At 65.3% G+C, this 21958-nt stretch carries 15 protein-coding genes; 12 read left to right on the top strand and 3 right to left on the bottom strand.

The window, feature by feature from the left end:
* The first annotated feature begins 90 nt into the window (after nt 1-90).
* Nucleotides 91-4254 (top strand): VCBS domain-containing protein, encoded by a 4164-nt coding sequence (locus tag ACVIGB_RS28725; protein WP_456720117.1) that lies wholly within the window; start codon nt 91-93, stop codon nt 4252-4254.
* A gap of 91 nt (nt 4255-4345) precedes the next feature.
* The gene (locus tag ACVIGB_RS28720) at nt 4346-6580 is read left to right on the top strand and encodes a CHASE2 domain-containing protein (RefSeq protein ID WP_456720118.1); all 2235 of its coding nucleotides are present in this window, start codon (nt 4346-4348) and stop codon (nt 6578-6580) included.
* A gap of 116 nt (nt 6581-6696) precedes the next feature.
* Here ACVIGB_RS28720 and ACVIGB_RS28715 read toward each other — a convergent pair whose 3' ends face one another.
* Nucleotides 6697-8304, bottom strand: coding sequence for an ABC transporter substrate-binding protein (locus ACVIGB_RS28715; protein ID WP_456720119.1), 1608 nt, complete (start codon nt 8302-8304; stop codon nt 6697-6699).
* A gap of 210 nt (nt 8305-8514) precedes the next feature.
* Here ACVIGB_RS28715 and ACVIGB_RS28710 point away from each other — a divergent pair, with 210 nt between their 5' ends.
* The 7 genes from ACVIGB_RS28710 to ACVIGB_RS28680 all read left to right on the top strand — a co-directional run bounded on the left by ACVIGB_RS28710 (nt 8515) and on the right by ACVIGB_RS28680 (nt 15857).
* Entirely contained in the window at nt 8515-10167 is a 1653-nt protein-coding gene (locus ACVIGB_RS28710; protein ID WP_456720120.1) for an ABC transporter substrate-binding protein, read from the top strand.
* Nucleotides 10168-10365: 198 nt separating this feature from the next.
* Nucleotides 10366-11319 (top strand): ABC transporter permease, encoded by a 954-nt coding sequence (locus ACVIGB_RS28705; protein ID WP_176528672.1) that lies wholly within the window; start codon nt 10366-10368, stop codon nt 11317-11319.
* A gap of 11 nt (nt 11320-11330) precedes the next feature.
* Nucleotides 11331-12209 carry an ABC transporter permease gene (locus ACVIGB_RS28700; RefSeq protein WP_092126304.1) on the top strand — a complete coding sequence of 293 codons (879 nt, stop codon included), beginning with the start codon at nt 11331-11333 and terminating at the stop codon, nt 12207-12209.
* Nucleotides 12210-12212: 3 nt separating this feature from the next.
* Complete coding sequence (locus tag ACVIGB_RS28695) at nt 12213-13286, top strand: ABC transporter ATP-binding protein (RefSeq protein ID WP_456720121.1); 1074 nt, start codon at nt 12213-12215, stop codon at nt 13284-13286.
* A complete protein-coding gene (locus ACVIGB_RS28690) occupies nt 13283-13474 on the top strand; it encodes a hypothetical protein (RefSeq protein WP_456720122.1) in 192 nt (63 codons plus the stop codon). Before ACVIGB_RS28695 ends, ACVIGB_RS28690 begins: the two co-directional genes overlap by 4 nt.
* Nucleotides 13471-14883 (top strand): amidase, encoded by a 1413-nt coding sequence (locus ACVIGB_RS28685; protein ID WP_456720123.1) that lies wholly within the window; start codon nt 13471-13473, stop codon nt 14881-14883. The genes ACVIGB_RS28690 and ACVIGB_RS28685 overlap by 4 nt, the downstream gene beginning before the upstream one ends.
* Nucleotides 14880-15857, top strand: a complete 978-nt coding sequence (locus ACVIGB_RS28680) for an ABC transporter ATP-binding protein (RefSeq protein ID WP_456720124.1) — start codon at nt 14880-14882, stop codon at nt 15855-15857. Before ACVIGB_RS28685 ends, ACVIGB_RS28680 begins: the two co-directional genes overlap by 4 nt.
* A gap of 208 nt (nt 15858-16065) precedes the next feature.
* Here ACVIGB_RS28680 and ACVIGB_RS28675 read toward each other — a convergent pair whose 3' ends face one another.
* Nucleotides 16066-16974, bottom strand: coding sequence for a LysR substrate-binding domain-containing protein (locus tag ACVIGB_RS28675; protein WP_456720125.1), 909 nt, complete (start codon nt 16972-16974; stop codon nt 16066-16068).
* Nucleotides 16975-17086: 112 nt separating this feature from the next.
* Between ACVIGB_RS28675 and ACVIGB_RS28670 the strand changes: the two genes are divergently transcribed.
* The 3 genes from ACVIGB_RS28670 to ACVIGB_RS28660 all read left to right on the top strand — a co-directional run bounded on the left by ACVIGB_RS28670 (nt 17087) and on the right by ACVIGB_RS28660 (nt 21101).
* Nucleotides 17087-17881, top strand: coding sequence for an acyl-CoA thioesterase domain-containing protein (locus tag ACVIGB_RS28670; RefSeq protein WP_456720126.1), 795 nt, complete (start codon nt 17087-17089; stop codon nt 17879-17881).
* Between the two features lie 149 nt (nt 17882-18030).
* Nucleotides 18031-19782 (top strand): type I secretion system permease/ATPase, encoded by a 1752-nt coding sequence (locus tag ACVIGB_RS28665; protein ID WP_092119651.1) that lies wholly within the window; start codon nt 18031-18033, stop codon nt 19780-19782.
* Nucleotides 19779-21101 carry an HlyD family type I secretion periplasmic adaptor subunit gene (locus ACVIGB_RS28660; RefSeq protein WP_456720127.1) on the top strand — a complete coding sequence of 441 codons (1323 nt, stop codon included), beginning with the start codon at nt 19779-19781 and terminating at the stop codon, nt 21099-21101. Before ACVIGB_RS28665 ends, ACVIGB_RS28660 begins: the two co-directional genes overlap by 4 nt.
* Nucleotides 21102-21417: 316 nt before the next feature.
* Here the strand turns inward: ACVIGB_RS28660 and ACVIGB_RS28655 are convergent, their stop codons facing one another.
* Nucleotides 21418-21894: a CinA family protein gene (locus ACVIGB_RS28655; RefSeq protein WP_207834716.1), complete on the bottom strand. Its 477-nt coding sequence runs from the start codon at nt 21892-21894 to the stop codon at nt 21418-21420.
* Nucleotides 21895-21958: the final 64 nt, after the last annotated feature.

Below are 21958 nucleotides of genomic sequence, written 5' to 3'. Positions count from 1 at the left end.
CAGCATGATTTCGCGAAGCTTTATCCGATGATATGCAGGCGTAATCATTCGGATATTCTACCAATATTAACCTTCGTGCGGTGATCCGCAGTGAACTTTGTCGAGAAATTCGACGGCCATTTGCCGAACGCGGACGCTTATGCCCGTGGATCGGTGCATGTCGACAGCGTTTCCACGCACGCTCCGCCCGGCGCGATCACGGTCGACGACGGGCAATTGCTGTTCACCGGCGACTTCAAGCGGACCGGGCTCGATCTCGTCATCTCGAAGGACGACCGGGAACTCGTCCTGCACGACTACTTCAAGGGCGGGAAACACGCGGCCCTGGCGTCGCCTGAAGGCGCGCATCTCACCGGCGACCTCGTCAACGCGCTCACCGGCTACACCCAATATGCCCAGGCCGGCGGCGCGGTGGAACCGGCGAAGGTCATCGGCCACGTCACCAAGCTGGTGGGCAACGCCACCGCGATCCGCAATGGTGTCGCGATCGTTTTGAATCAGGGCGACAACGTCAACAAGGGTGACGTGGTGCAGTCCGGCGGCGACTCGACGCTCGGCATCACCTTCATCGACGGCACCGTGTTCGGTCTCGGACCGAATGCCAAGATGGTGCTGAACGAGATGATCTACGACCCGAACGGGTCGAGCAATTCGTCGCTGATGAGCCTCGTCTCGGGCACGATCTCGTTCGTTGCCGGCGCGACCGCCAAGCATGGCGACATGAAGGTCGATACGCCGGTCGCGACCATGGGCATCCGCGGCACCGCGGTGCTGGTCGAGATCGATTTCGACGTCCAGGGCACGGGTGGTGTGCCGCCGGCCAAATTCCAGGTGCTGGTCGAACCCGACGGCACCACCGGCTCCTACATCCTGTTCGACAAGACGACGCTCAATCCGATCGCGACCGTCGATCAGGCCGGCACCCAGACCATCGTCAACGGCCAGGGCAGCGTCAGCTTCGTCTCGTCGGCGCAACTGTCGACCGATGCGCAAAAGCTGATCTCCGACGTCTTCGCGCTGAAGTTCACCGACAATTCGAATCCCAACACCAAGCTCACGACGAACTTCACGGACAGCGTCGTCCCGGTCACGATCGGCCTGAAGCTCGCGACCGGCGACGCCTTCGTGCCGATCAACTTTCTGCTGGGTTTGACCAACAATTCCGGATCGCAGGCCGCTGCCCCCAAGTCCGACCACATCGCCGGGGCGCCGCATGTCGTGACACAGAATGCGGCGTTCAGCGAACAGGCCGGACAGACCCACAGCGCGCTGCCCGACACGGTGAACGGCCAGATCACCTGGGTGGACGTCAATCTCGGCGACAAGCCGACTGCAACCATCAACTTCAGCACGTTCAGCTACCACGACGCCGGCGGCAACGACGTCACCTCGTCGCTGACGGCGGCGGAACAGGCGGCCATCGCGGCCGTCGAGGTCCCGGTGCTGCTCGACCCCAATCCGCTGAACAGCAACATCGGCTCGGCGACCTGGACTTACAGCCTTGCCGACGGCGCGTTCGATTTCCTCGCCGCCGGCGAAACGCTGACGCTCACCTATATGGTACGCGTCGATAACAACTACGCGCTGAGCAACGAGACCGCGTTCAAGACCATCACCATCACGATCACCGGCACCAACGACACGCCAGTCGTGACGTCCTCGGCACAGGTCGGTTCGATCACCGAACTGCCGTGGACGACGAATTCCGCCGTGCCCGATACCGCGCATGGCACGGTGACGTTTACCGATGCGGATTTGACGGACACGCATACGGTCGCCATCACCGGCGTCACCGCGACCGGCTTCACTGGCGGAATTCCCAACCAGGCCACCATGCTGAGCTGGCTGTCGCTGGGCACACTGACCGATTCGACCGACGGCGTGATGGGATCGCGCTCCTGGACGTTCTCGGCCGCCGACAAGAGTTTCGATTATCTCGCCGCCGGCGAGACGCTGACGCTGATCTACACGGTCCAGATCGACGACCATCATGGTGGCGTCGTCACGGTCCCGATCACGATCACGATCGTCGGCACCGACGACAAGCCGGTGATCACCTCGCCGACCCAGGCAGCCGCCATCACCGAGGCCGAGGGCGTAACCGGTTCGGCGAATCCGGATAGCGCGTCCGGCACCGTGACCTTCACCGATGCCGATCTCAGCGACACCCACAGCGTCACCGTGGCCGGTGTCACCGAAACGGGCGTGACCACCGGGCTCCCCGATCAGGCGACGATCCTGAGCTGGCTCTCGCTCGGCACGCTGAAGGACACGACCGGCGGCGTCAGCGGATCCAATGCCTGGACGTTCTCGGCCGCCGACAAGAATTTCGACTATCTGGCGGCCGGCGAGAAGTTGACGCTGACCTACCTGATCCAGGTCGACGACCACCATGGCGGCGTCGTCACCCAGCCCGTCACGATCACCATCACGGGCACCAACGATACCCCGACATTCACGTCGGAACCGCCGACCACCTCGGTGCCCGAGGCGATCGGCGAGAGCGGCTCGACCAAGCCGGACGTGGCCCAAGGCGTGGTGGCGTTTGCCGACGTCGATCTCAGCGATACCCATACCGTGTCCATCACCGGCGTCGCGGAAACCGGCACGACCACCGGCCTGCCTGAGGACGTGTCCACGGTCCTGAACTGGCTGTCGCTGGGGACGCTGACGGATTCGACCGGCCATGTGAACGGATCGCAGGCCTGGACCTTCTCGGCCGCGGACCAGAATTTCGACTATCTCGCCGCCGGCGAGACGCTGACGCTGACCTACACAGTCAAGATCGACGACCATCATGTCGGCGTGATCAGCCAACCGGTGACGATCACGATCGTCGGCAGCAATGACGCGCCAACCGTCACGTCGGCGCCGCAGACCGCCACCATTCCCGAGCAGCCCGACACGACGGGTTCATCCAAGCCGGACGTCGCATCGGGCGTGGTGGGATTTGCCGATGTCGATCTCAGCGATACTCATACCGTATCCATCACCGGCGTGACCGAATCCGGGCCGACCTCGGGCCTGCCCGAGGAACAGTCCACCATCCTGAACTGGCTCTCGCTGGGGACGCTGACGGATTCGACCGGCCATGTGAACGGATCGCAGACCTGGACCTTCTCGGCCGCGGACCAGAATTTCGACTATCTGGCCGCCGGCGAGACGCTGACGCTGACCTACACGATCCAGATCGACGACCATCATGGCGGCGTCATCACCCAGCCCGTGACGATCACGATCAACGGCGCCAACGACGCGCCGACACTGGCTGACGTCAATGCCGGCACGCTCACCGATACCGCTGCTGCCGACACGTTCAGCCCGCTCACCGGCGCGCTGCACGGCCATGACGTCGACGACGGCGAGACCGCGACGCTGACCTATGCCGCCCTCAATGCGGACCACGTCGCGGTCAACTCGTCGATCGCGGGCCTCTACGGCTCGCTCACGGTCAACCCAGACGGCACCTACAGCTATGTTCCCGACGCCGCCGCGATCAACGCGCTGGCCAAGGGCACCTATGCCGACACGTTCACCGTCGAGACGATCGATGCCCATGGCGCGACCGGGACTGCGACGCTGACGGTTGATGTCGTCGGCGCCAACGACGCGCCGGTGATCCATACCGACAACATCAGCATCACCGACAATCCCAACGGGACTGAAACGATCTCCGGCCTGACTGTCACGGATGTCGATGCCGGCGCCAACGAGAACTTCACCCTGGCGGCCGCGACGAACCCCGGTTCAGGCAGCAGCGTCGCGCCGCCAGTGCTGCTCGGCCATCTCCCGGATCTCAACACCGCGCTCGGGTCGCCGGGCCTTGTCTACGACCCGGGCCAGACCCCGCCGGCGACCGACAAGATCGCGCTCTCCGTGACCGATGGCCACGGCGCGAGCGATACGGTCAACCTGATCTTCAACGTCCAGCAAAATCCGTCTCAGCCGGTGACGCTGACGGGCACCAGCGACAGGGACGTGTTCTTCGGATCGGGCTATCAGGACAAGTTCGTGTTTGCGCCGAACTTCAATCACGACACGATCCTGAACTTCACGCCGGGCCAGGACCAGATCGACCTGTCCACGGTCGTCTCGACAAGCACCTTCAGCAGCTGGTTCGATCAGAATGTGACGACGTCGCCGACGAATTCGGCGGATACGCTGGTTACGATCGACAGTGCAGACACGATCACGCTGCATAATGTCGTGAAGGCGAGTTTGTCACAGAGCGACTTCATCATTCATTATACGTGATAGCGTCGGCCCCTGAAAAAGCCGACTGTATCCTGCATTGCGCAACGTCTGCTCGATTGGAACAACTCGCCGCGCGTGATATCCAGACGGCATGAAACGGCTGAAGGCGATACGAAGGTGGTTCGGACGGCGCTTCGGCTATGCGCGGCTGGCCTGCGTGGCGCTTTTGATCGGCATTGCCGCGCTGCGGATGGCGGATCCGGGCCCGGTGCAGGAGCTTCGCGTCAGGACGTTTGACACGTTCCAGGTGATCGAGCCGCGCCAGAAGACCGCGCGGCCCGTCACTATCGTCGATATCGACGAGAAAAGCCTTGCTGACCCCCGGCTTGGGCAATGGCCGTGGCCGCGGACGCGGCTTGCCGACATCGTCGTCAATCTCACCCGGCTCGGCGCCGTGGTGATCGCGTTCGACGCAGTGTTCTCCGAGCCCGATCGTCTCAACCCCGATATCGCGGCCGATACGTTCAGCAGCCTTGATGAGGAGATGCGCGCCAGGCTGCGGCAGCTGCCGAGCAACGATAGCATCCTGGCCGACGCGATCAGGAATTCGCGTGTGGTGCTCGGCGAGTCCGGCGGCCCCAACGTGCGCGCCGACCTCAACGAAAAGCTGCCGGTCACCGGGCTTGCGATGCTCGGCGAGGAGCCGCAGAGCTTCATGTTCCAGTTTCCGGGATTGTTGCGCAACGTGCCGGTGCTCGAGGAGGCCGCGGCCGGGCGAGGCCTGTTCACGATCAGGCCGGAACGCGACGGCATCGTCAGGCGGGTGCCGATGATGATGGTCGCGCAGGGCATCACCATGCCGTCGCTGACCTTCGAAATGCTGCGGGTGGCGGGCGGCTCGGGCACGATCCTGATCAAGGCCGACAAGGCCGGCATCAAGAGCCTTGGCATCAAGGGCTTTGCGATCCCGACCGATCTCTATGGCCAGCTCTGGATCCACTACGCACGCCGTGACCCCTCGATCTACGTCTCGGCCGTCGATGTGCTGGATGGGCGGGTCCCGCCGGACAGGATCGCCGGCAAGCTGATCCTGATTGGCACCTCCTCAGTCGGGCTCAACGACATCAAGACCACGCCAGTGACGCCGGCGATGCCCGGTGTCGAGGTTCACGCCCAGGTGCTGGAGAGCGCGCTGACCGGCGACGTGGTTTCGCAACCGAACTACGGCATCGGCATCGAGTTCTTCGCTGCGCTGATCATGGGGCTCCTGGTCATCGCCTTCGCGCCGAAGTTCGGTCCGATCACGCTGGTCGTCGTCGGCGGGATGTTTGCCTCGGTGCTGACCGGCACGTCCTGGTATTTCTATTCCCAGCACCGGCTCCTGATCGATTTTACCTATCCGCTGATGTCGACCACGGCGATCTATCTCACCCTGATCTTCTCCGCCTTCGTGCGCGAACAGCAGCAGCGCCGGCAGATCAGATCGCAATTCGTGCAGTACATGTCGCCCGCGCTGGTCGAGCAGCTGGCGCAGTCGCCGGAGCGGCTCGTGCTCGGCGGCGAAGAGCGCGAGATGACCATCATGTTCTCGGACATGCGCGGCTTCACCACGATCTCGGAAACCTACAAGCGCGACCCGCAGGGCCTTACGGCGCTGATGAACCGTTTCCTCACCCCGCTCACCAACGCGATTCTCGCCCGCAAGGGCTATATCGACAAATACATGGGCGACGCCATCATGGCGTTCTGGAACGCGCCGCTCGACGACAAGCAGCACCAGCTCAACGCCTGCGACGCCGCGCTTGACATGCTGGAGCACGTCGGCGACCTCAACCGCAAGCGCGAACAGGAGGCGCAGGACGGTGGCCACGTCTATGTGCCGCTCAACATCGGCGTCGGCCTCAACACCGGCACCTGCGTGGTCGGCAATATGGGGTCTGATCTCAAGTTCAATTATTCGGTGCTCGGCGACAGCGTCAATCTGGCGGCGCGGCTGGAGGGGCAGTCCAAGGAATACGGCTTCCCGATCATCGTGGGATCGAAGACCGCGCTCGCGGTGAAGGAGAAGTTCGCGATCCTCGAGCTCGACTTCATCATGGTCAAGGGCAAGAAGGAGCCCGAGGTGATCTATGCGATCGCCGGCCGCGAGGACGTGGCCGGTTCCGGCCGCTTCCAGCGGCTGCGCAACCTGACCATCGAAATGCTCGCCTGTTACCGCAGCCGTGACTGGGACGGTGCGCTCGCCGCGATCGAGCGCGGTCGCAAGACCGACGAGGCGCAGACGCTGCAATATCTCTACCGCCTCTACGAGGCGCGCATCCGCGCCTTCCAGAAGGAGCCCCCGCCGGACGATTGGGACGGCGCCTTTGCATTGACGACGAAATAGGCGACGCACATTCGATGTCGTCCCGGCTGATGACGAAATCGACGCCACAAACCCGGTGTCGTCTCGGCCTTCGCCGGGACGACGGTGGAGAGGTTTACGCGACGACGACCAACAACTTACTCCAGTCCGATCTGCGTCAGATCCTGGAACCAGTGCTGCGCCTGCACGAAGGTTTTCACCTTCGGCGACAGCGCGTGCGGATTGGTGTCGTGCACCACCCACACCAGCGCGGCATCGTCGACGATCAGCGCGTGCGCCTGCGCCAGCAGCGCATCCTGTTTTGCGCTGTCGAAGGTCTGTTTGGCCTCGTCGATCAGCGCGTCGACCTTCGGATTCTTGTAGCCGCCCCAGTTGACGCCTGTCGGCGCCACCTGGCCGGAATGGAAGAACCGCACGATGGCGTAGAGCGGATCCGAGGTGACATAGGCGATGTTGTTGGCGGTGATGCCGGCGTTCATCTCGTCGGCGGCGCCCTTGCGCCAATGCGCATATAACGTCTCGAGCTCGACGACCTTGAAGTCGATATCGATGCCGATCTCCTTGAAGCTCTGCTGCAGGAATTCGTTCATCGGCAGCGACAGCATCTGCCCGGTGCCGCCCTGGGCGATGATGAAGGTGGTCTTCAGCGGCTTGTCCTTTGAATAGCCGGCTTCCTCCACCAGCTTTTTCGCGGCCGCGAGGTCGTATTTCAGTTCGAAGCTCGGCTTGCCGAACCACGGGCTCGACGGGTCGACCTGGCCCTTGGCCGGCTTGGCCAGGCCGTTCATCAGGCCAACCACCGCATCGCGGTCGATCGCGAGGTTGAGCGCCTTGCGCAGGCGGATATCGGTCCAGGGCGACCCCGGCAGCACGCTCAGGTGATAATTCCAGACATGCGGCGTCACGTTGTCGACGATTCTCATGCCGGCGGCCTTGAGCTGCGGCACGGCGTCGGGCGCCGGCGTTTCGATCAGGTCGACCTGACCGGCCAGCAGCGCGTTGGTGCGGGTCAGCGCCTCCGGCATCGGGATCAGGATCATCTTGTCGACCTTCGCCAGCCGCTTCTTGTCCCAATAGTCCGGGTTCTTGGTCAGCTCGGCGAGTTCGCGCGGCACCAGCTTGGTCAGCTTGAACGGGCCGGTGCCGGAGGGCTGGCTGGCGAACTTGTCCCAGTCCCTGCCGAGCTTCTCATATTGCGCGGGGCTCGAGACCAGGAACCAGAGCATCTGGTAGGGGAAGAAGGAGTCGACCGTCTTGGTGGTGATCTCGATGGTCTGGTCGTCGATCTTGGCGTAGCTCGCGACCGAGGGCAGCCGGGTCTTGACCTGCGCGCTCTGCCGCTTGTCGAATTGCGATGCCTTGTCGTTCAGCACCTTGTCGAGATTCCAGATCACCGCGTCGGCGTTGAAGTCGCTGCCGTCGTGGAATTTGACGCCCTTGCGCAGGGTGAAGCGCCACTTGGTCTTGTCGCTGTCGTCGACCTTCCATTCGGTCGCAAGCCCGGGCACCAGTTTGCCCGGCCGGTCGGCGACGTCCATCGCCCAGGCCACCAGCGGATCGTAGATCGTGTAGGCGGTGAACTGATAGGCGCCGGCGCCGCGATCGGGCTGGCCGGTCGTCAGCGGAATGTCGGCCATCGAAATGCCGTAGCGCACAATGGACTCTGCTCGCGCTGAGGTGGCCGGCCAGCCCGCGGTCAGGGCGAGCGCCATTGCCGCCATCAGGATCGAATTGCGCGCGCGCATATGAAGGCTCCGTTGGTGGGAAGTCGGGGCCAAATCCTGCAAGCATGATGCCAGAATAGGCATCTTCGCACGGTTCAGGCGCGAGGTGGGAAGAAATGACGCGCCCAGCGGTTATTTGCTGAAGAACTATTCCCCTTGGCACAGGCATTGCATACGCTTGCCCAAGAAATAATCACTAAAACGTCACCAGACTTCGAAGGGGTTGCTCAGATGCGTAACAGGAAGACCAATGCGACGGCGATCATGCTGGCGCTTGCGATCGCCAATTGTGTGCCGGCGATCGCCAGCGCCGAGACCGTGCTGCGCATTGGCATGACGGCTGCCGATATTCCGCGCACGCTGGGGCAGCCCGACCAGGGTTTTGAGGGCAACCGCTTTACTGGCCTGACGATGTATGACGCGCTGACGATGTGGGACCTGTCGTCGTCGGACAAGGCGAGCGCGATGATCCCGGGCTTGGCGACCGAGTGGAAGGTCGACGATGCCGACAAGACCAAGTGGGTCTTCAAGCTGCGTCCCGGCGTCAGCTTTCACGACGGCTCATCGTTCAATGCCGACGCCGTGGTCTGGAATGTCGACAAGGTGCTGAAGCAGGACGCGCCGCAATACGACGCGAGCCAGGTCGGCGTCACCGCCTCGCGCATGCCGACCTTGGTCTCGGCGCGCAAGATCGACGACATGACGGTGGAACTGACCACCAAGGAGCCGGACAGCTTCCTGCCGATCAACCTCACCAATTTGTTCATGGCGAGCCCGGCCAAGTGGCAGCAATTCTACGACAAGGCGGAAGGTGCCGATGCCAAGGCAAAGTCGCAGGCCGCATGGGCCGCGTTCGCCAAGGACGCTTCGGGCACCGGCCCGTGGAAGATGTCGAGCTTCACCCCGCGCGAGCGGCTCGAGCTGGTGAAGAACGAGAATTACTGGGACAAGGCCCGCGTCCCGAAGACCGACAAGATGGTGCTGTTGCCGATGCCCGAGGCCAACGCGCGCACTGCGGCGCTGCTGTCGGGGCAGGTCAACTGGATCGAGGCGCCGGCCCCCGACGCGCTGCCCGAGATCAAGCAGCGTGGCTTCAACCTCTATTCCAACGAGGAGCCGCATGTCTGGCCGTGGCAGTTCTCCCGCGTCGAAGGATCGCCGTGGAACGACATCCGGGTCCGCAAGGCCGCCAATCTCTGCGTTGATCGCGAAGGGCTACGTGACGGCCTGCTCGCGGGGCTGATGGTGCCGGCCACGGGCACGTTCGAGCCCGGCCATCCCTGGCGCGGCAACCCGACCTTCCAGATCAAGTACGACAAGCCGGCCGCGCAGAAGCTGATGCAGGAGGCCGGCTTCGGTCCCAACAAGAAGCTGACGGTCAAGATCCAGACCTCGGCGTCGGGTTCGGGCCAGATGTTGCCGCTGCCGATGAACGAGTATCTGCAACAGGCTTTGGCCGAGTGCTACTTCGATGTGCAGCTCGACGTCATCGAGTGGAATACGCTGTTCACCAACTGGCGGCGCGGCGCCAAGGATCCATCGGCCAATGGATCGAATGCGACCAACGTCACCTATGCGGCAATGGATCCGTTCTTCGCGCTGGTGCGCTTCCTGCAATCGGGCATGGCGCCGCCGGTCTCGAACAATTGGGGCTTCATCAACAATCCGAAGTTCGATGAGCTGGTGAAGAAGGCCCGCCAGACCTTCGAACCGGCGGCGCGCGACGCTGCGCTCGCCGAATTGCACGCCGCCTCGGTCGACGATGCGGCGTTCCTCTACGTCGCTCACGACGTTGCGCCGCGCGCGATGAGCCCGAAGGTCAAGGGCTTTGTGCAGCCGAAGAGCTGGTTCGTCGACTTCTCGCCGGTCTCGGTCGTGCCGTGAGGTAACGCGCGGCGCTCTTAGGTACCCTCTCCCCTTGTGGGAGAGGGTGGCTTCGCGAGAGCGAAGCCGGGTGAGGGGTTGTCTCCGCGGGCGCTCCTCGCTGAAATGAAATGACTGTATCCGCGGATAGAACCCCTCATCCGGCGCGCTCTGCGCGCCACCTTCTCCCACAAGGGGAGAAGGAAGAAAGAACCCAACGTGCTCGCCTATACGTCCAGACGGATCGTCTACGTCATTCCGATCGTGCTCAGCGTTGCGCTGGTGTGCTTCCTCTTGGTGCACATCACGCCCGGCGATCCGCTAGTCGCGGTGCTGCCGGCCGATGCCTCGCAGGAACTCGCCGCGCAATTGCGCAGCGCTTACGGCTTCGATCGCCCATTGCCGGTGCAGTTTGGCCTGTGGCTGTGGCGCGCGATCCATGGCGATCTCGGCAATTCGATCGCCACCGGGCGGCCGGTGCTGTCGGAAGTGATGCGTGCGGTCGGCAACACCGTGATGCTGGCGATTGCGGCTGCGATGATCGGCTTCACGCTCGGCCTGCTGTTCGGGCTGATCGCCGGCTATTTCCGCGACACCTGGGTCGACAAGGTCGCGACATCAGTTGCCATCGCGGGCGTCTCGCTGCCGCATTACTGGCTCGGCATGGTGCTGGTCATCATCTTCTCGGTGCAGCTCAACTGGCTGCCCGCGGTCGGCGCAGGTCCCGGCGGCTCCGGCGCCTGGGCGTGGGACTGGGAGCATCTGCGCTATCTGGTGCTGCCGGCGATCACCACCTCGGTGATCCCGATGGGCATCGTCACCCGCACGGTGCGCGCGCTGACCGGTGACATCCTGAGCCAGGATTTTGTCGAGGCGCTGCGCGCCAAGGGCCTGCGCGAGACCGGGGTATTTCGTCACGTCATCAAGAACGCGGCGCCGACCGCGCTTGCGGTGATGGGTTTGCAACTCGGCTACATGCTCGGCGGCTCGATCCTGATCGAGACGGTGTTCTCGTGGCCGGGCTCGGGGCTGCTGCTGAACTCGGCGATCTTCCAGCGCGATCTGCCGCTGCTGCAGGGCACGATCCTGGTGCTGGCGCTGTTCTTCGTGCTGCTCAATCTCCTGGTCGATATCGCGCAGGCCGCGATCGATCCGCGCATCAAGCGGAGCTAGCCATGAGTGCGATGTCAGATACTGCATTGCAGGCCGCGCCCGTGACCAAGGCGCGCGGCTACTGGGCGACCGTTGGGCGCCGCATCAGGCGCGACAAGGTCAGCATGGCCTGCGCCATCATCCTGGTGCTGATCTTTGCCTCCGCGCTGCTGGCGCCGTGGCTGCATCTCGCCGATCCCTATCAGGGCTCGATGATCCGTCGTCTCCGCCACATCGGCACGCCGGGCTATCCGCTCGGCACCGACGAGCTCGGCCGCGACATGCTGGCGCGGCTGATCTATGGCGGACGGCTGTCGCTGGTCATCGGCATCCTGCCGGTGATCCTCGCCTTCATGATCGGCACCTCGCTCGGCCTCGTCGCCGGTTACGTCGGCGGCAAGCTCAACACCGCGATCATGCGCACCGTCGACGTGTTCTACGCCTTCCCGTCGGTGCTGCTGGCGATCGCGATCTCGGGTGCGCTCGGCGCCGGCATCACCAATTCGATCGTGTCGCTGACCATCGTGTTCGTGCCGCAGATCACCCGTGTCGCCGAAAGCGTCACCACGGGCGTGCGCAACATGGATTTCGTCGAGGCGGCGCGCGCGTCCGGCGCCGGTCCCTTCACCATCATGCGCGTGCACATGCTCGGCAATGTGCTCGGCCCGATCTTCGTCTACGCCACCGGCCTGATCTCGGTGTCGATGATCCTCGCCGCCGGTCTCTCCTTCCTTGGGCTCGGCACCAAGCCGCCGGAGCCGGAATGGGGCTTGATGCTGAACACGCTGCGCACCGCGATCTATGTCAACCCGTGGGTCGCGGCGCTGCCGGGTGCGATGATCTTCGCGGTCTCGATCTGCTTCAATCTGCTCAGCGACGGCATGCGCAGCGCCATGGACATCAGGAACTAAGGCATGAGCGAAGCCAAACTTTCCGTCGATATGCTGGAGCCGGTCGCCGATATCGGCGGCGCCGCGCAGCCGCTGCTGCAGGTCAAGGGACTGACCAAGCACTTCCCGGTGCGCGGCGGGCTGTTCAGCCCGCGCAAGACCGTGCGTGCCGTCGACGACGTCAGCTTCGCGGTCATGAAGGGCGAGACCGTCGGCATCGTCGGTGAATCCGGCTGCGGCAAGTCGACCACTGCGCGGCTGTTGATGCACCTGATGGCGCGCGATGCCGGCGACATCATCTTTGACGGCCGGCAGGTCGGCCCGGCGCTCTCGCTGCGCGATTTGCGGCGCGGCGTGCAGATGGTGTTCCAGGACAGCTACGCCTCGCTCAACCCGCGCCTCACCATCGAGGAATCGATCGCCTTCGGACCAAAAGTCCATGGCATGGCCGATGATACGGCGCGGACGCTGGCGCGCGAACTGCTCGGCAAGGTGGGCTTGCGGCCGGAGATTTTCGCCAACCGCTATCCGCACGAAGTGTCCGGCGGCCAGCGCCAGCGCGTCAACATCGCCCGCGCGCTCGCGCTGTCGCCGCGGCTTGTGATCCTCGACGAGGCGGTCTCCGCGCTCGACAAATCCGTCGAGGCCCAGGTGCTCAATCTGCTCGCCGACCTGAAGCGTGAGTTCGGCCTGACCTATCTGTTCATCAGCCACGATCTCAACGTGGTCCGCTACATCTCCGATCGCGTGCTTGTGATGTATCTCGGCGAGGTCGTCGAGCTCGGCCCGGTCGACTCGGTCTGGGACGCGCCGGCGCATCCCTATACCCGCGCGTTGCTGGCGGCGATGCCGTCATCCGATCCCGACAGGCGCACCGAGGTGCCGCCGATCTCGGGCGATCCGCCCAATCCGATCGATCCGCCGGCCGGCTGCCGGTTTCACACCCGTTGTCCGTTTGCGGAGCCGCTCTGCGCAAACGTCACGCCAAAACTCAGCGATCTCGATACAATGGGCCATCAAGCGGCGTGCTACATGGCCATTGCTGGCTCGGGGCACAGCCGCGCGCCGGCAAAAGCAAAAGGAGAAAACGCGGCATGACCAGACCAACTTCCAAGGACGTCAAGGTGATCGCGCACGTCGCCGACGTGCCAGCCGATGACGATGTCGCCGCCCGCATCGCCAATTCGATCGGCCCGGCATTCGACGGCTTCGCGCCGATCTCCGGCACGCTGCCGTTCGATCTCGAACCCGCGAGCTTCCTGCTGGCGCAGAAGGTGTCGAAATGAGCACCGAACCGGCCCTGATGACGCTGACCGCGGTCGCCAAGGCGATCGCCGACAAGAAAGTCTCCTCGCATGAGGTGACCCGCGCCGTGCTGCATCGCATTGCTGAATGGCAGCCGCGCCTCAACGCCTATATGGCGATCGAATCCGAACAGGCGCTTGCCGCCGCCACCGAGGCCGATGCCGCGCTCGCCAAGGGCAACAGCCGCGGCCCACTGCACGGCGTGCCGCTGGCGCACAAGGACATGTATTACGAGGCCGGCAAGGTCGTGACCTGCGGCTCGCTGATCCGCCGTGACTTCGTGCCGAAGACGACCGCGACGGCATTGCAGCGGCTGAAGGATGCCGGGCAGGTCCGGCTCGGTTCGCTGCAGATGGTCGAGTTCGCCTATGGGCCGACCGGCCACAACGTGCATTACGGCGCGGTGCGCAATCCCTGGAACGTCGCGCACATCACCGGCGGCTCGTCGTCGGGTTCGGGCTCGGCGGTCGCCGCGCGGCTCACCTTTGCCGCGCTGGGTTCCGACACCGGCGGCTCGGTGCGCATGCCCGCGCATTTCTGCGGCGTCACCGGCCTCAAGACGACGGTCGGCCGCGTCAGCCGCGCCGGCGCGATGCCGCTGTCGCAGTCGCTCGATACCGTCGGTCCGCTGGCGCAAACCGCGGAGGACTGCGCGCTGCTGCTCGGCCTGATGGCCGGCGCCGACCCTGAGGATCTGACGGCGTCGACGCAGCCGGTGCCCGATTATCTGGCCGCGACAAGACAGTCGCTGAAGGGTCTCAAGATCGGCGTGCCGACGGCGTTCTATGTCGACGACCTCGATCCCGAGGTCGCGCACATCCTCGACGAGACGGTGGCCACCTTGAAAAAAGAGGGCGCCGAGATCGTCAAGGTCGAGCTGCCCGATCAGCGCCAGCTCAGCGCCGCGTCGCAACTCGTGCTCGCGGCCGAGGCCGCGGCCTACCACAAACGCTGGATGATCGAGCGGCCGCAGGATTACGGCGCACAGGTCCTGATGCGGCTGCAGAACGGCCTCACCATTCCCGCGGTCACCTATCTCGAGGCGATGCGCTGGCGTGGCCCCGCGCTCGCCGCGCACAACGCGGCGGTCAGCGGTGTCGATGCGGTGATCGCGCCGTCGGCCCCGGTGCCGGCACCGACGATCGCCGAGAGCGACGTCGGCAACGGTCCGGGCGCGGAGGCGGTGATCCAGCGGCTGACGCGGTTCACCCGCCCGGTCAACTATCTCGGCCTGCCGTCGCTCTCGATCCCCTCGGGCTTCACCAAGGCGGGTCTGCCGGTCGGCATGCAGCTGATCGGCCGCTCCTTCGAGGAAGCGGTGTTGCTCCGGGTCGGCGCCGCCTTCCAGCGCGCGACCGACTTCCACGCCAGGGTCCCCAAGCTCGCATGACCAGTCTCGTCGAGATCAACAACCTCAACATCCGCTTCACCGGAGATCGCACGGTCCATGCCGTGAACGATCTCAGCCTACAGCTCGGTGAGGGCGAGGTGTTGGGGCTGCTCGGCGAGTCCGGCTCGGGCAAGAGCGTGACGCTGCGCGCGCTGATGCGGCTGTTGCCGAGGAAGCGCACGCAGATCTCCGGCAGCGTCAAGGTACTCGGCCGGGACGTGCTGGCGATGGATGACGAGGCGCTGTCCGCGTTCCGCGGCCAGACCGTCTCGATGATCTTCCAGGAGCCTGCGCTGGCGCTCGATCCGGTCTACGCCATCGGCCGCCAGATCGCGGAGACGGTGATGCGCCACGAGGGCAAGAGCGAGCGCGACGCCACGGCACGCGCGCTCGAGATGCTCGAAGTGGTGCGGATCCCCTCCGCAAGACGAAGGCTCGACTCCTATCCGCACGAGATGTCGGGCGGCATGCGCCAGCGTGCGATGATCGCGCTGGCGCTGGCCTGCAAGCCGAAGATCCTGCTCGCGGACGAGCCGACCACGGCGCTCGACGCCACCGTGCAGATCCAGATCCTGCTGCTGCTGCGCGAGCTGCAGCGCGAATTCGGGATGTCGGTCATCTTCGTCACCCACGACATCGGCGTCGCCATCGAGATCTGCGACCGGGTCGCGGTGATGTATGCCGGTCAGATCGTGGAGCAGGGCGCCCTGCGCGATATCGTACGCACGCCGGTTCATCCCTATGCGAAGGGCTTGCTGGCCTCGACCATTCACGGCGCGATGCGCGGTCAGCGGCTCGAGACCATTCCGGGCACGCCGCCCTCGCTCGATCGCGCGCCGGCCAGTTGCTCGTTTGCGCCGCGCTGCAAGTTCGCCGAGCCGCGCTGCAGCGAACAATTGCCGCCCAGCGTGCAAACCGCGCCCGGGCATCTGGCGCGCTGCGTTCTCGCAGAACCGGCAGTCGCCGCGATCTAAAACGCGAAGCTTTTTGGCTGAATTAGTCGGACCGCAGACTCGTTTCGCCTCTCCCGCTTGCGGGGGAGGCCGACGCGCGTAGCGCGGCGGGTGGGGGTTCTCTCCACGATATGGCTCGCGGATAGACCCCACCCCAGCCCTCCCCCGCAAGCGGGAGAGGGAGCGCAACGTCTTTGCGGTCGCAGGTTCGACCTGGCTTCATCACACTTTAGCTCGCCCGCGCCACCGCGTCGGCGATCCAGCGCCGCACCGCCGCGATCCGCCGGTCCCGCGCCTGCTCGGTGCGGGAGACCAGGTAGATCGTCTCGTGATGCGCGGCCTCGAACGCAAACGGCGCCACCAGCCGCTTGCCGAAGCCCGGCCGCGCCTTGATCAGGGGCGCCATTGCGAGCGCCACGCCGAGCCCGTGTTCGGCGGCCTCCAGCATCGCCGGCACGCTGTCGAGCCACAGATGCCCGCGCGGGGCGAGATGCGGCAGCCCGGCCTCCTTCAGCCAGGCCGGCCATGCCCGCGGTTGCGTCGTGACATGGATCAGCACCTCGCGGGACAGGTCCGCAGGGCTCAGAAGCCCCGCCTTGACCAGCGCCGGCGTGCAGACCGGCAATCCCTTGACCTGGACCAGCGGCTCGACCTTCAGCCCGGCGGCATGTTCCCGCCCGTAGCGGATCGCGACATCGACGCGCGAGCCGTTGAAATCGGCATATTGGTGCGTGGCCTCGATCCGCAGCGTCAGTTGCGGATAACTCCGCTTGAACTCCGGCAGCGCCGGCAGCAGCACGGCGCTGGTGAAGAACGGCAGTGAGCTGATCCACAGCTCGCTACTGGTCTCGCCGCGTTGCCGCAGCATGTCGCGGCTTGCTTCCTGCAGCGTCGCCAACGCGGCCGACACCTTTGCAAGGTAGCGTTCGCCGTCCGCGGTCAGCCGCACCGAGCGCGCGCCGCGGATGAACAGCTTGGCGCCGAACTGCTGCTCCAGTCCGCGGATCTGATGGCTGATCGCCGACGGGCTCAGCGACAGGTCGCGCGCGGCGCGGCGGAAGCTGAGCTGGGTTGCCGCGCGCTCGAAGGCGAGCAGCGCCGGCAGCGGTGGGATGGCCCGTGGATCCGGGGCATCCAATGGGTGAATCCTGTTCACCTGAAGTGATGAATGGCCTTTTGTCATGTCCGCTATTCTTGGATCAGATTGCTCCCACGCTCAATCCTGCTCATCTCAGGAGATCGCATCCGCCTTGGCCATCTTCGAACCGCTCGCCACGCCGCATCACTGGAAGCCCGCCGCGCTGGCGGCGGGGCCGTTCGCTGGCCTCCAGGGCGGAGCGGTCGCAAGTCTCTTGACCGCCGAGGTCGAGGCGATGGCAGGTCCGCGCAACTGGGGCACCGCGATATCGGCGTCGGCCTGGTTCCTGCGGCCGACGCCGATGGCGGAATTGCGCACGCAAGTCGCCGTCGTGACCGAGGGCGGCCGGGTCAGCGTCGTCGACAACACGCTGTGGCCGGCCGGCGAGGAGCAGCCCTGTGCGACGGTGCGCGTGACACTGTCGCGCGAACGTGCGGTCGAGGTCCCCGGCTTTCACGGCAGCGCAGCCGCCCCGGTGGATCCCACGCGCTTTCCGTTGCACAGCCCGCACGCGGTCCATGGCCGCAGTTGGTTCATGGACGCGATGGAGGCCCGTGCCGGCGGCGACGTCGCCTGGTTTCGCATGCATCATAGCGTGACGGCGGATGCCGGCCCGCTGGCGCGCGTGCTCGGTCCCGCCGACTGGACCCACGGCATCGTGCGTCCGGTGCAGAACGTGGTGGCCGACCCCAATCCGAACCTTGCGGTGCAGCTGTTCAGGCCGCCACGGAGCGCGTGGATCGGTATTCGCGCCGAGGCCCGCTGGCGCCCGGAGGCCGGGCTTGGCGTCGGCAGCGGGGTATTGCTCGATGTGGATGGCGAGATCGGCCGGGTCTCAATGTCGGTCATTCTCGTGCCCTTTCCAAGAAGCGCACCCGCCTCAAGCCCGGGTTCCGCGGCCGATTAACGCAAATTATTCCGTCAACTGTCTGTAGAGTCACAAAAATAGGCCGCGAACCATGCTTTGGTTGGCGCGACTTGAAATGGACGGTGGTCGCAAACGTCTATACAACGTGGTGATCACGTAACTCTTTTGATTTGCAGAGATCGGTTTTTATGGCAGTCGCGCCCGCTGTCCGGCGTTCCGAACTGGCTGAGGCGCTGCGCGCATGCCGCAGTGCCTTCATCGGCGTTGGCCTTATCAGCTGCATGATCAACCTGCTCTATCTGACAGGCTCGATGTTCATGCTGCAGGTCTACGACCGCGTGCTGCCGAGCCGCAGCGTTCCGACCCTGGTCGGCCTCGTCGTCATTGCCGCGGTCCTCTACATGGCCCAGGGCGTGCTCGATCTGTTGCGCGGACGGATCCTCGGCCGCGTCGGCACCTCGCTCGACGAAGCGCTCAATGCGCGGGTGTTCGACACCATCGTGCGGCTGCCGCTGATGGCCGGCAACCGCAGCGAGGGCCTGCAGCCGCTGCGCGACCTCGACAATGTGCGCTCCTTCCTCGGCAGCATGGGTCCCGGGGCGTTCTTCGACCTGCCCTGGCTGCCGTTCTACATGTTGATCTGCTTCGCGTTCCATTGGCTGCTCGGCGTCACGGCGCTGGTCGGCGCCGTCATCCTGGTCACGCTGACGTTGATCACCGAATACATGTCGCGCACGCCGGCCAGGGAAGCGATGTCGCTCGCGGCGCGGCGCAACGATCTCGCCGCTTCCAGCCGCCGCAACGCCGAAGTGCTCGTGGCGATGGGCATGGCCGGGCGGATGAACAAGCGCTGGAACGAAGCCAACGAGGAGTATCTGTCCGGCAACCAGCGTGCGAGCGACGTGAGCGGCGGGCTCGGTGCGGTCGCCAAGGTGCTGCGCATGATGCTGCAGTCCGCCGTGCTCGCGGTCGGTGCCTATCTCGTGATCCACCAGGAGGCCACCGGCGGCATCATCATCGCCGGTTCGATCCTGAGCGCGCGGGCGCTCGCGCCGGTCGATCTCGCGATCGCGCATTGGAAGAGCTTCGTCGCCGCGCGGCAGAGCTGGCAGCGCCTCAACCGCCTGCTGCAGCAGATTCCGGCGCGGCCGGAGCAGACGCTGCTGCAGGCGCCGCAGAAGAAACTCTCGGTCGAGGCGGTGACCATGGTTGCGCCGGGCGACCAGCGCCCCATCGTGCAGGATGTCACCTTCGCCGTCGAAGCCGGCAGCGGCGTCGGCGTGATCGGCCCGAGCGGTTCTGGCAAGTCGTCGCTGATCCGGGCGCTGGTCGGCGTCTGGGTGCCGGCGCGCGGCAAGGTACGGCTCGACGGTGCCGCGCTGGATCAGTGGTCGTCGGACCAACTCGGCCGCCATGTCGGCTATTTGCCGCAGGACGTCGAATTGTTCGCCGGCACGGTCGCGCAGAACATCTGCCGGTTCGATCCCGACGCCAAGTCCGACGGCATCATCGCGGCGGCCAAGGAGGCCGGCGTGCATGAGATGATCATCAAGATGCGCGAGGGCTACGACACCCAGGTCGGCGAGCAGGGCACCGCGCTTTCCGCAGGTCAAGCGCAGCGCGTCGCGCTGGCGCGCGCGCTCTACGGCAATCCGTTCCTGATCGTGCTGGACGAGCCGAACTCCAATCTCGACAGCGAAGGCGACGAGGCGCTGACCCGCGCGGTGCGTGGCGCCCGCGAGCGCGGCGCCGTTGTCATCGTGGTCGCACACCGGCCGATCGGCATCGAGGGCGTCGACCAGCTGCTGGTGCTCAAGGACGGCCGCATGCAGACCTTCGGGCCGAAGGAGACCGTGCTCGCGCAGGTGCTGCAGCGCGTCGCGCCGCCGGCGCCCACGCCGATCAAGATCGTCGCCGATGCGGGGGCGACCAAGTCATGAGCGACCGCATGACCGATCAGCCGCGCGACGCACATGCTTCGATCAGAAAGCACCTCGTGGTCGGCCTCGTCGTGGTCCTGGTGCTGGGCGGCGGCGTCGGCGGCTGGGCCGCGACGGTGCCGATCTCGGGCGCGCTGATCGCGCCGGGCTCGGTGGTGGTCGATACCAACGTCAAGAAGGTGCAGCATCCGACCGGCGGCGTGGTCGGCGAAATCCTGGCGCGCGACGGCGACACGGTCAAGGCGGGCGATGTCGTCGTGCGTCTCGACGAGACCGTCGTGAAGGCGAGCCTTGCGATCGTGGTCAAGACGCTGAACGGTCTCTATGCGCGTGCGGCCCGGCTGCAGGCCGAGCAGCAGGGCCTCGACAAGATCGCGTTTCCGCCGCAGCTCACCGAGCAGGCGAAGGATCCCGACGTCCGCGATATCATGGCGAGCGAAACCAAGCTGTTCGAGGTCCGGGTTAACGGCCGCGCCGGCCAGAAGGCGCAGCTGCGCGAACGCGTCACCCAGCTCAACGAGGAAATCGCCGGCCTGCAGGCGCAGGAAACCTCCAAGGACAAGGAGATCGCGCTGGTGCAGCAGGAGCTGGTCGGCGTCCGCCAGCTGTATGAGCAGCATCTGGTGCAGCTCACCCGCCTTACCACGCTGGAGCGCGACGCGGCACGGCTCTCCGGCGAGCGCGCGCAGTACATTGCCTCGCGCGCCCAGGCCAAGGGCAAGATCACCGAGACCGAGCTGCAGATCATCCAGGTCGACAAGGACATGCTGTCGGAAGTCTCGAAGGACCTGCGCGAGGCCAACGACAAGATCGGCGAGTTCGTCGAGCGCAAGGTGACCGCCGAAGACCAGCTCCGCCGCATCGACATCCGCGCCCCGCAGGACGGCGTGGTGCTGCAATCGACCGTCCACACGGTCGGCGGCGTCATCACCGCGGGCGACGCCATCATGATGATCGTACCGAGGGCCGATGATTTGTCGGTCGAGGCCAAGGTCAATCCACAGGACATCGACAAGCTCCAGGTCGGACAGAAGACCGTGCTGCGGCTCTCCGCCTTCAACCAGCGCACCACGCCGGAGCTGAACGGCGTCGTCACCCGCGTCTCAGCCGACGTCAACACCGACCAGCGCACCGGGCAGAGCTACTACACGATCCGCGTCTCGATGCCGCCGGAACAAGTCGCGCGCCTCGGCAGCGAGGTGAAGATCATCCCCGGCATGCCGGTGGAAGCCTTCGTCCAGACCGGCGACCGCACCATGATGTCCTACCTGATGAAGCCGCTGAGCGACCAGTTCATGCGCTCGTTCCGCGAGAAGTGAGTTTTTCGCAGAAGCTCTCGTAGCCCGGATGAAGCCAACGGGTCGCGCGAACGCGCGCCCGATGACAGGCTGCGCGAAATCCGGGAACGGTCGCGCGGCAGATACAGTTGCCCCGGATTGCGCTTCGCTCCACCCGGGCTACTGCTCTTCGTTAGATTGCAAGCTCCTTCCCCATGTCGTCCCTGCGAAAGCAGGGACCCATAACCACCGTCGATCATTGCTGCGCACGGCTGCGGCCCAGCGTTCTTTAACGCCGGCAGTCGTGGTTATGGGTCCCGGGTCGCGCTTCGCTTGCCCGGGACGACACCGGGGGCAATCACAGATTCTTCAAGAGCAGCTCCAGCGCCGCCTTCGCGAACGCCTGCATGTTGGCCTGCCGGTCGCCGCTGGCGGTTTCCAGCGTGATCACCTGTTGCCGGGGACCTGCGACCGCCATGCAGCTATGGCCGGCGGCATCGCCGTAGCGGTTGCCGGTCGGGCCGGCGGCGCCGGTTTCCGACAATCCCCAATCGGTCGAGAGGCGCTCGCGGATCTGGCGCGCCAGCAATTGCGCGTAGGGTTCCGACGACGAGCGGAGGCCGCGCATGGCGTCGTCGGGAATGTCCATCAAGGCGCGCCGTGCATCGCGGGTGTAGATCACGCCGCCGCCGAGGAAATAGGCCGATGCGCCGGGCACTGCGAGCAGCGATGCCGAGATCAGTCCGCCGGTGGACGATTCCGCGACCGCAATCGTCTGCTTGTTCGCGATCAGCTTCGCGGCGACCTGTTCGGCGATGGATATGAGTGCGTTCATCGGCGCTCTTTCTCGTTGCTTGCCATGAAAATCCCGTGGGGCGTTCTGCCTTCCTAGCACACCA

The sequence above is a fragment of the Bradyrhizobium sp. USDA 4341 genome, assembly GCF_054063755.1.
The sequence above is the reverse complement of the archived record's forward strand: the minus strand, read 5'-3'. Positions and strand labels throughout refer to the sequence as shown.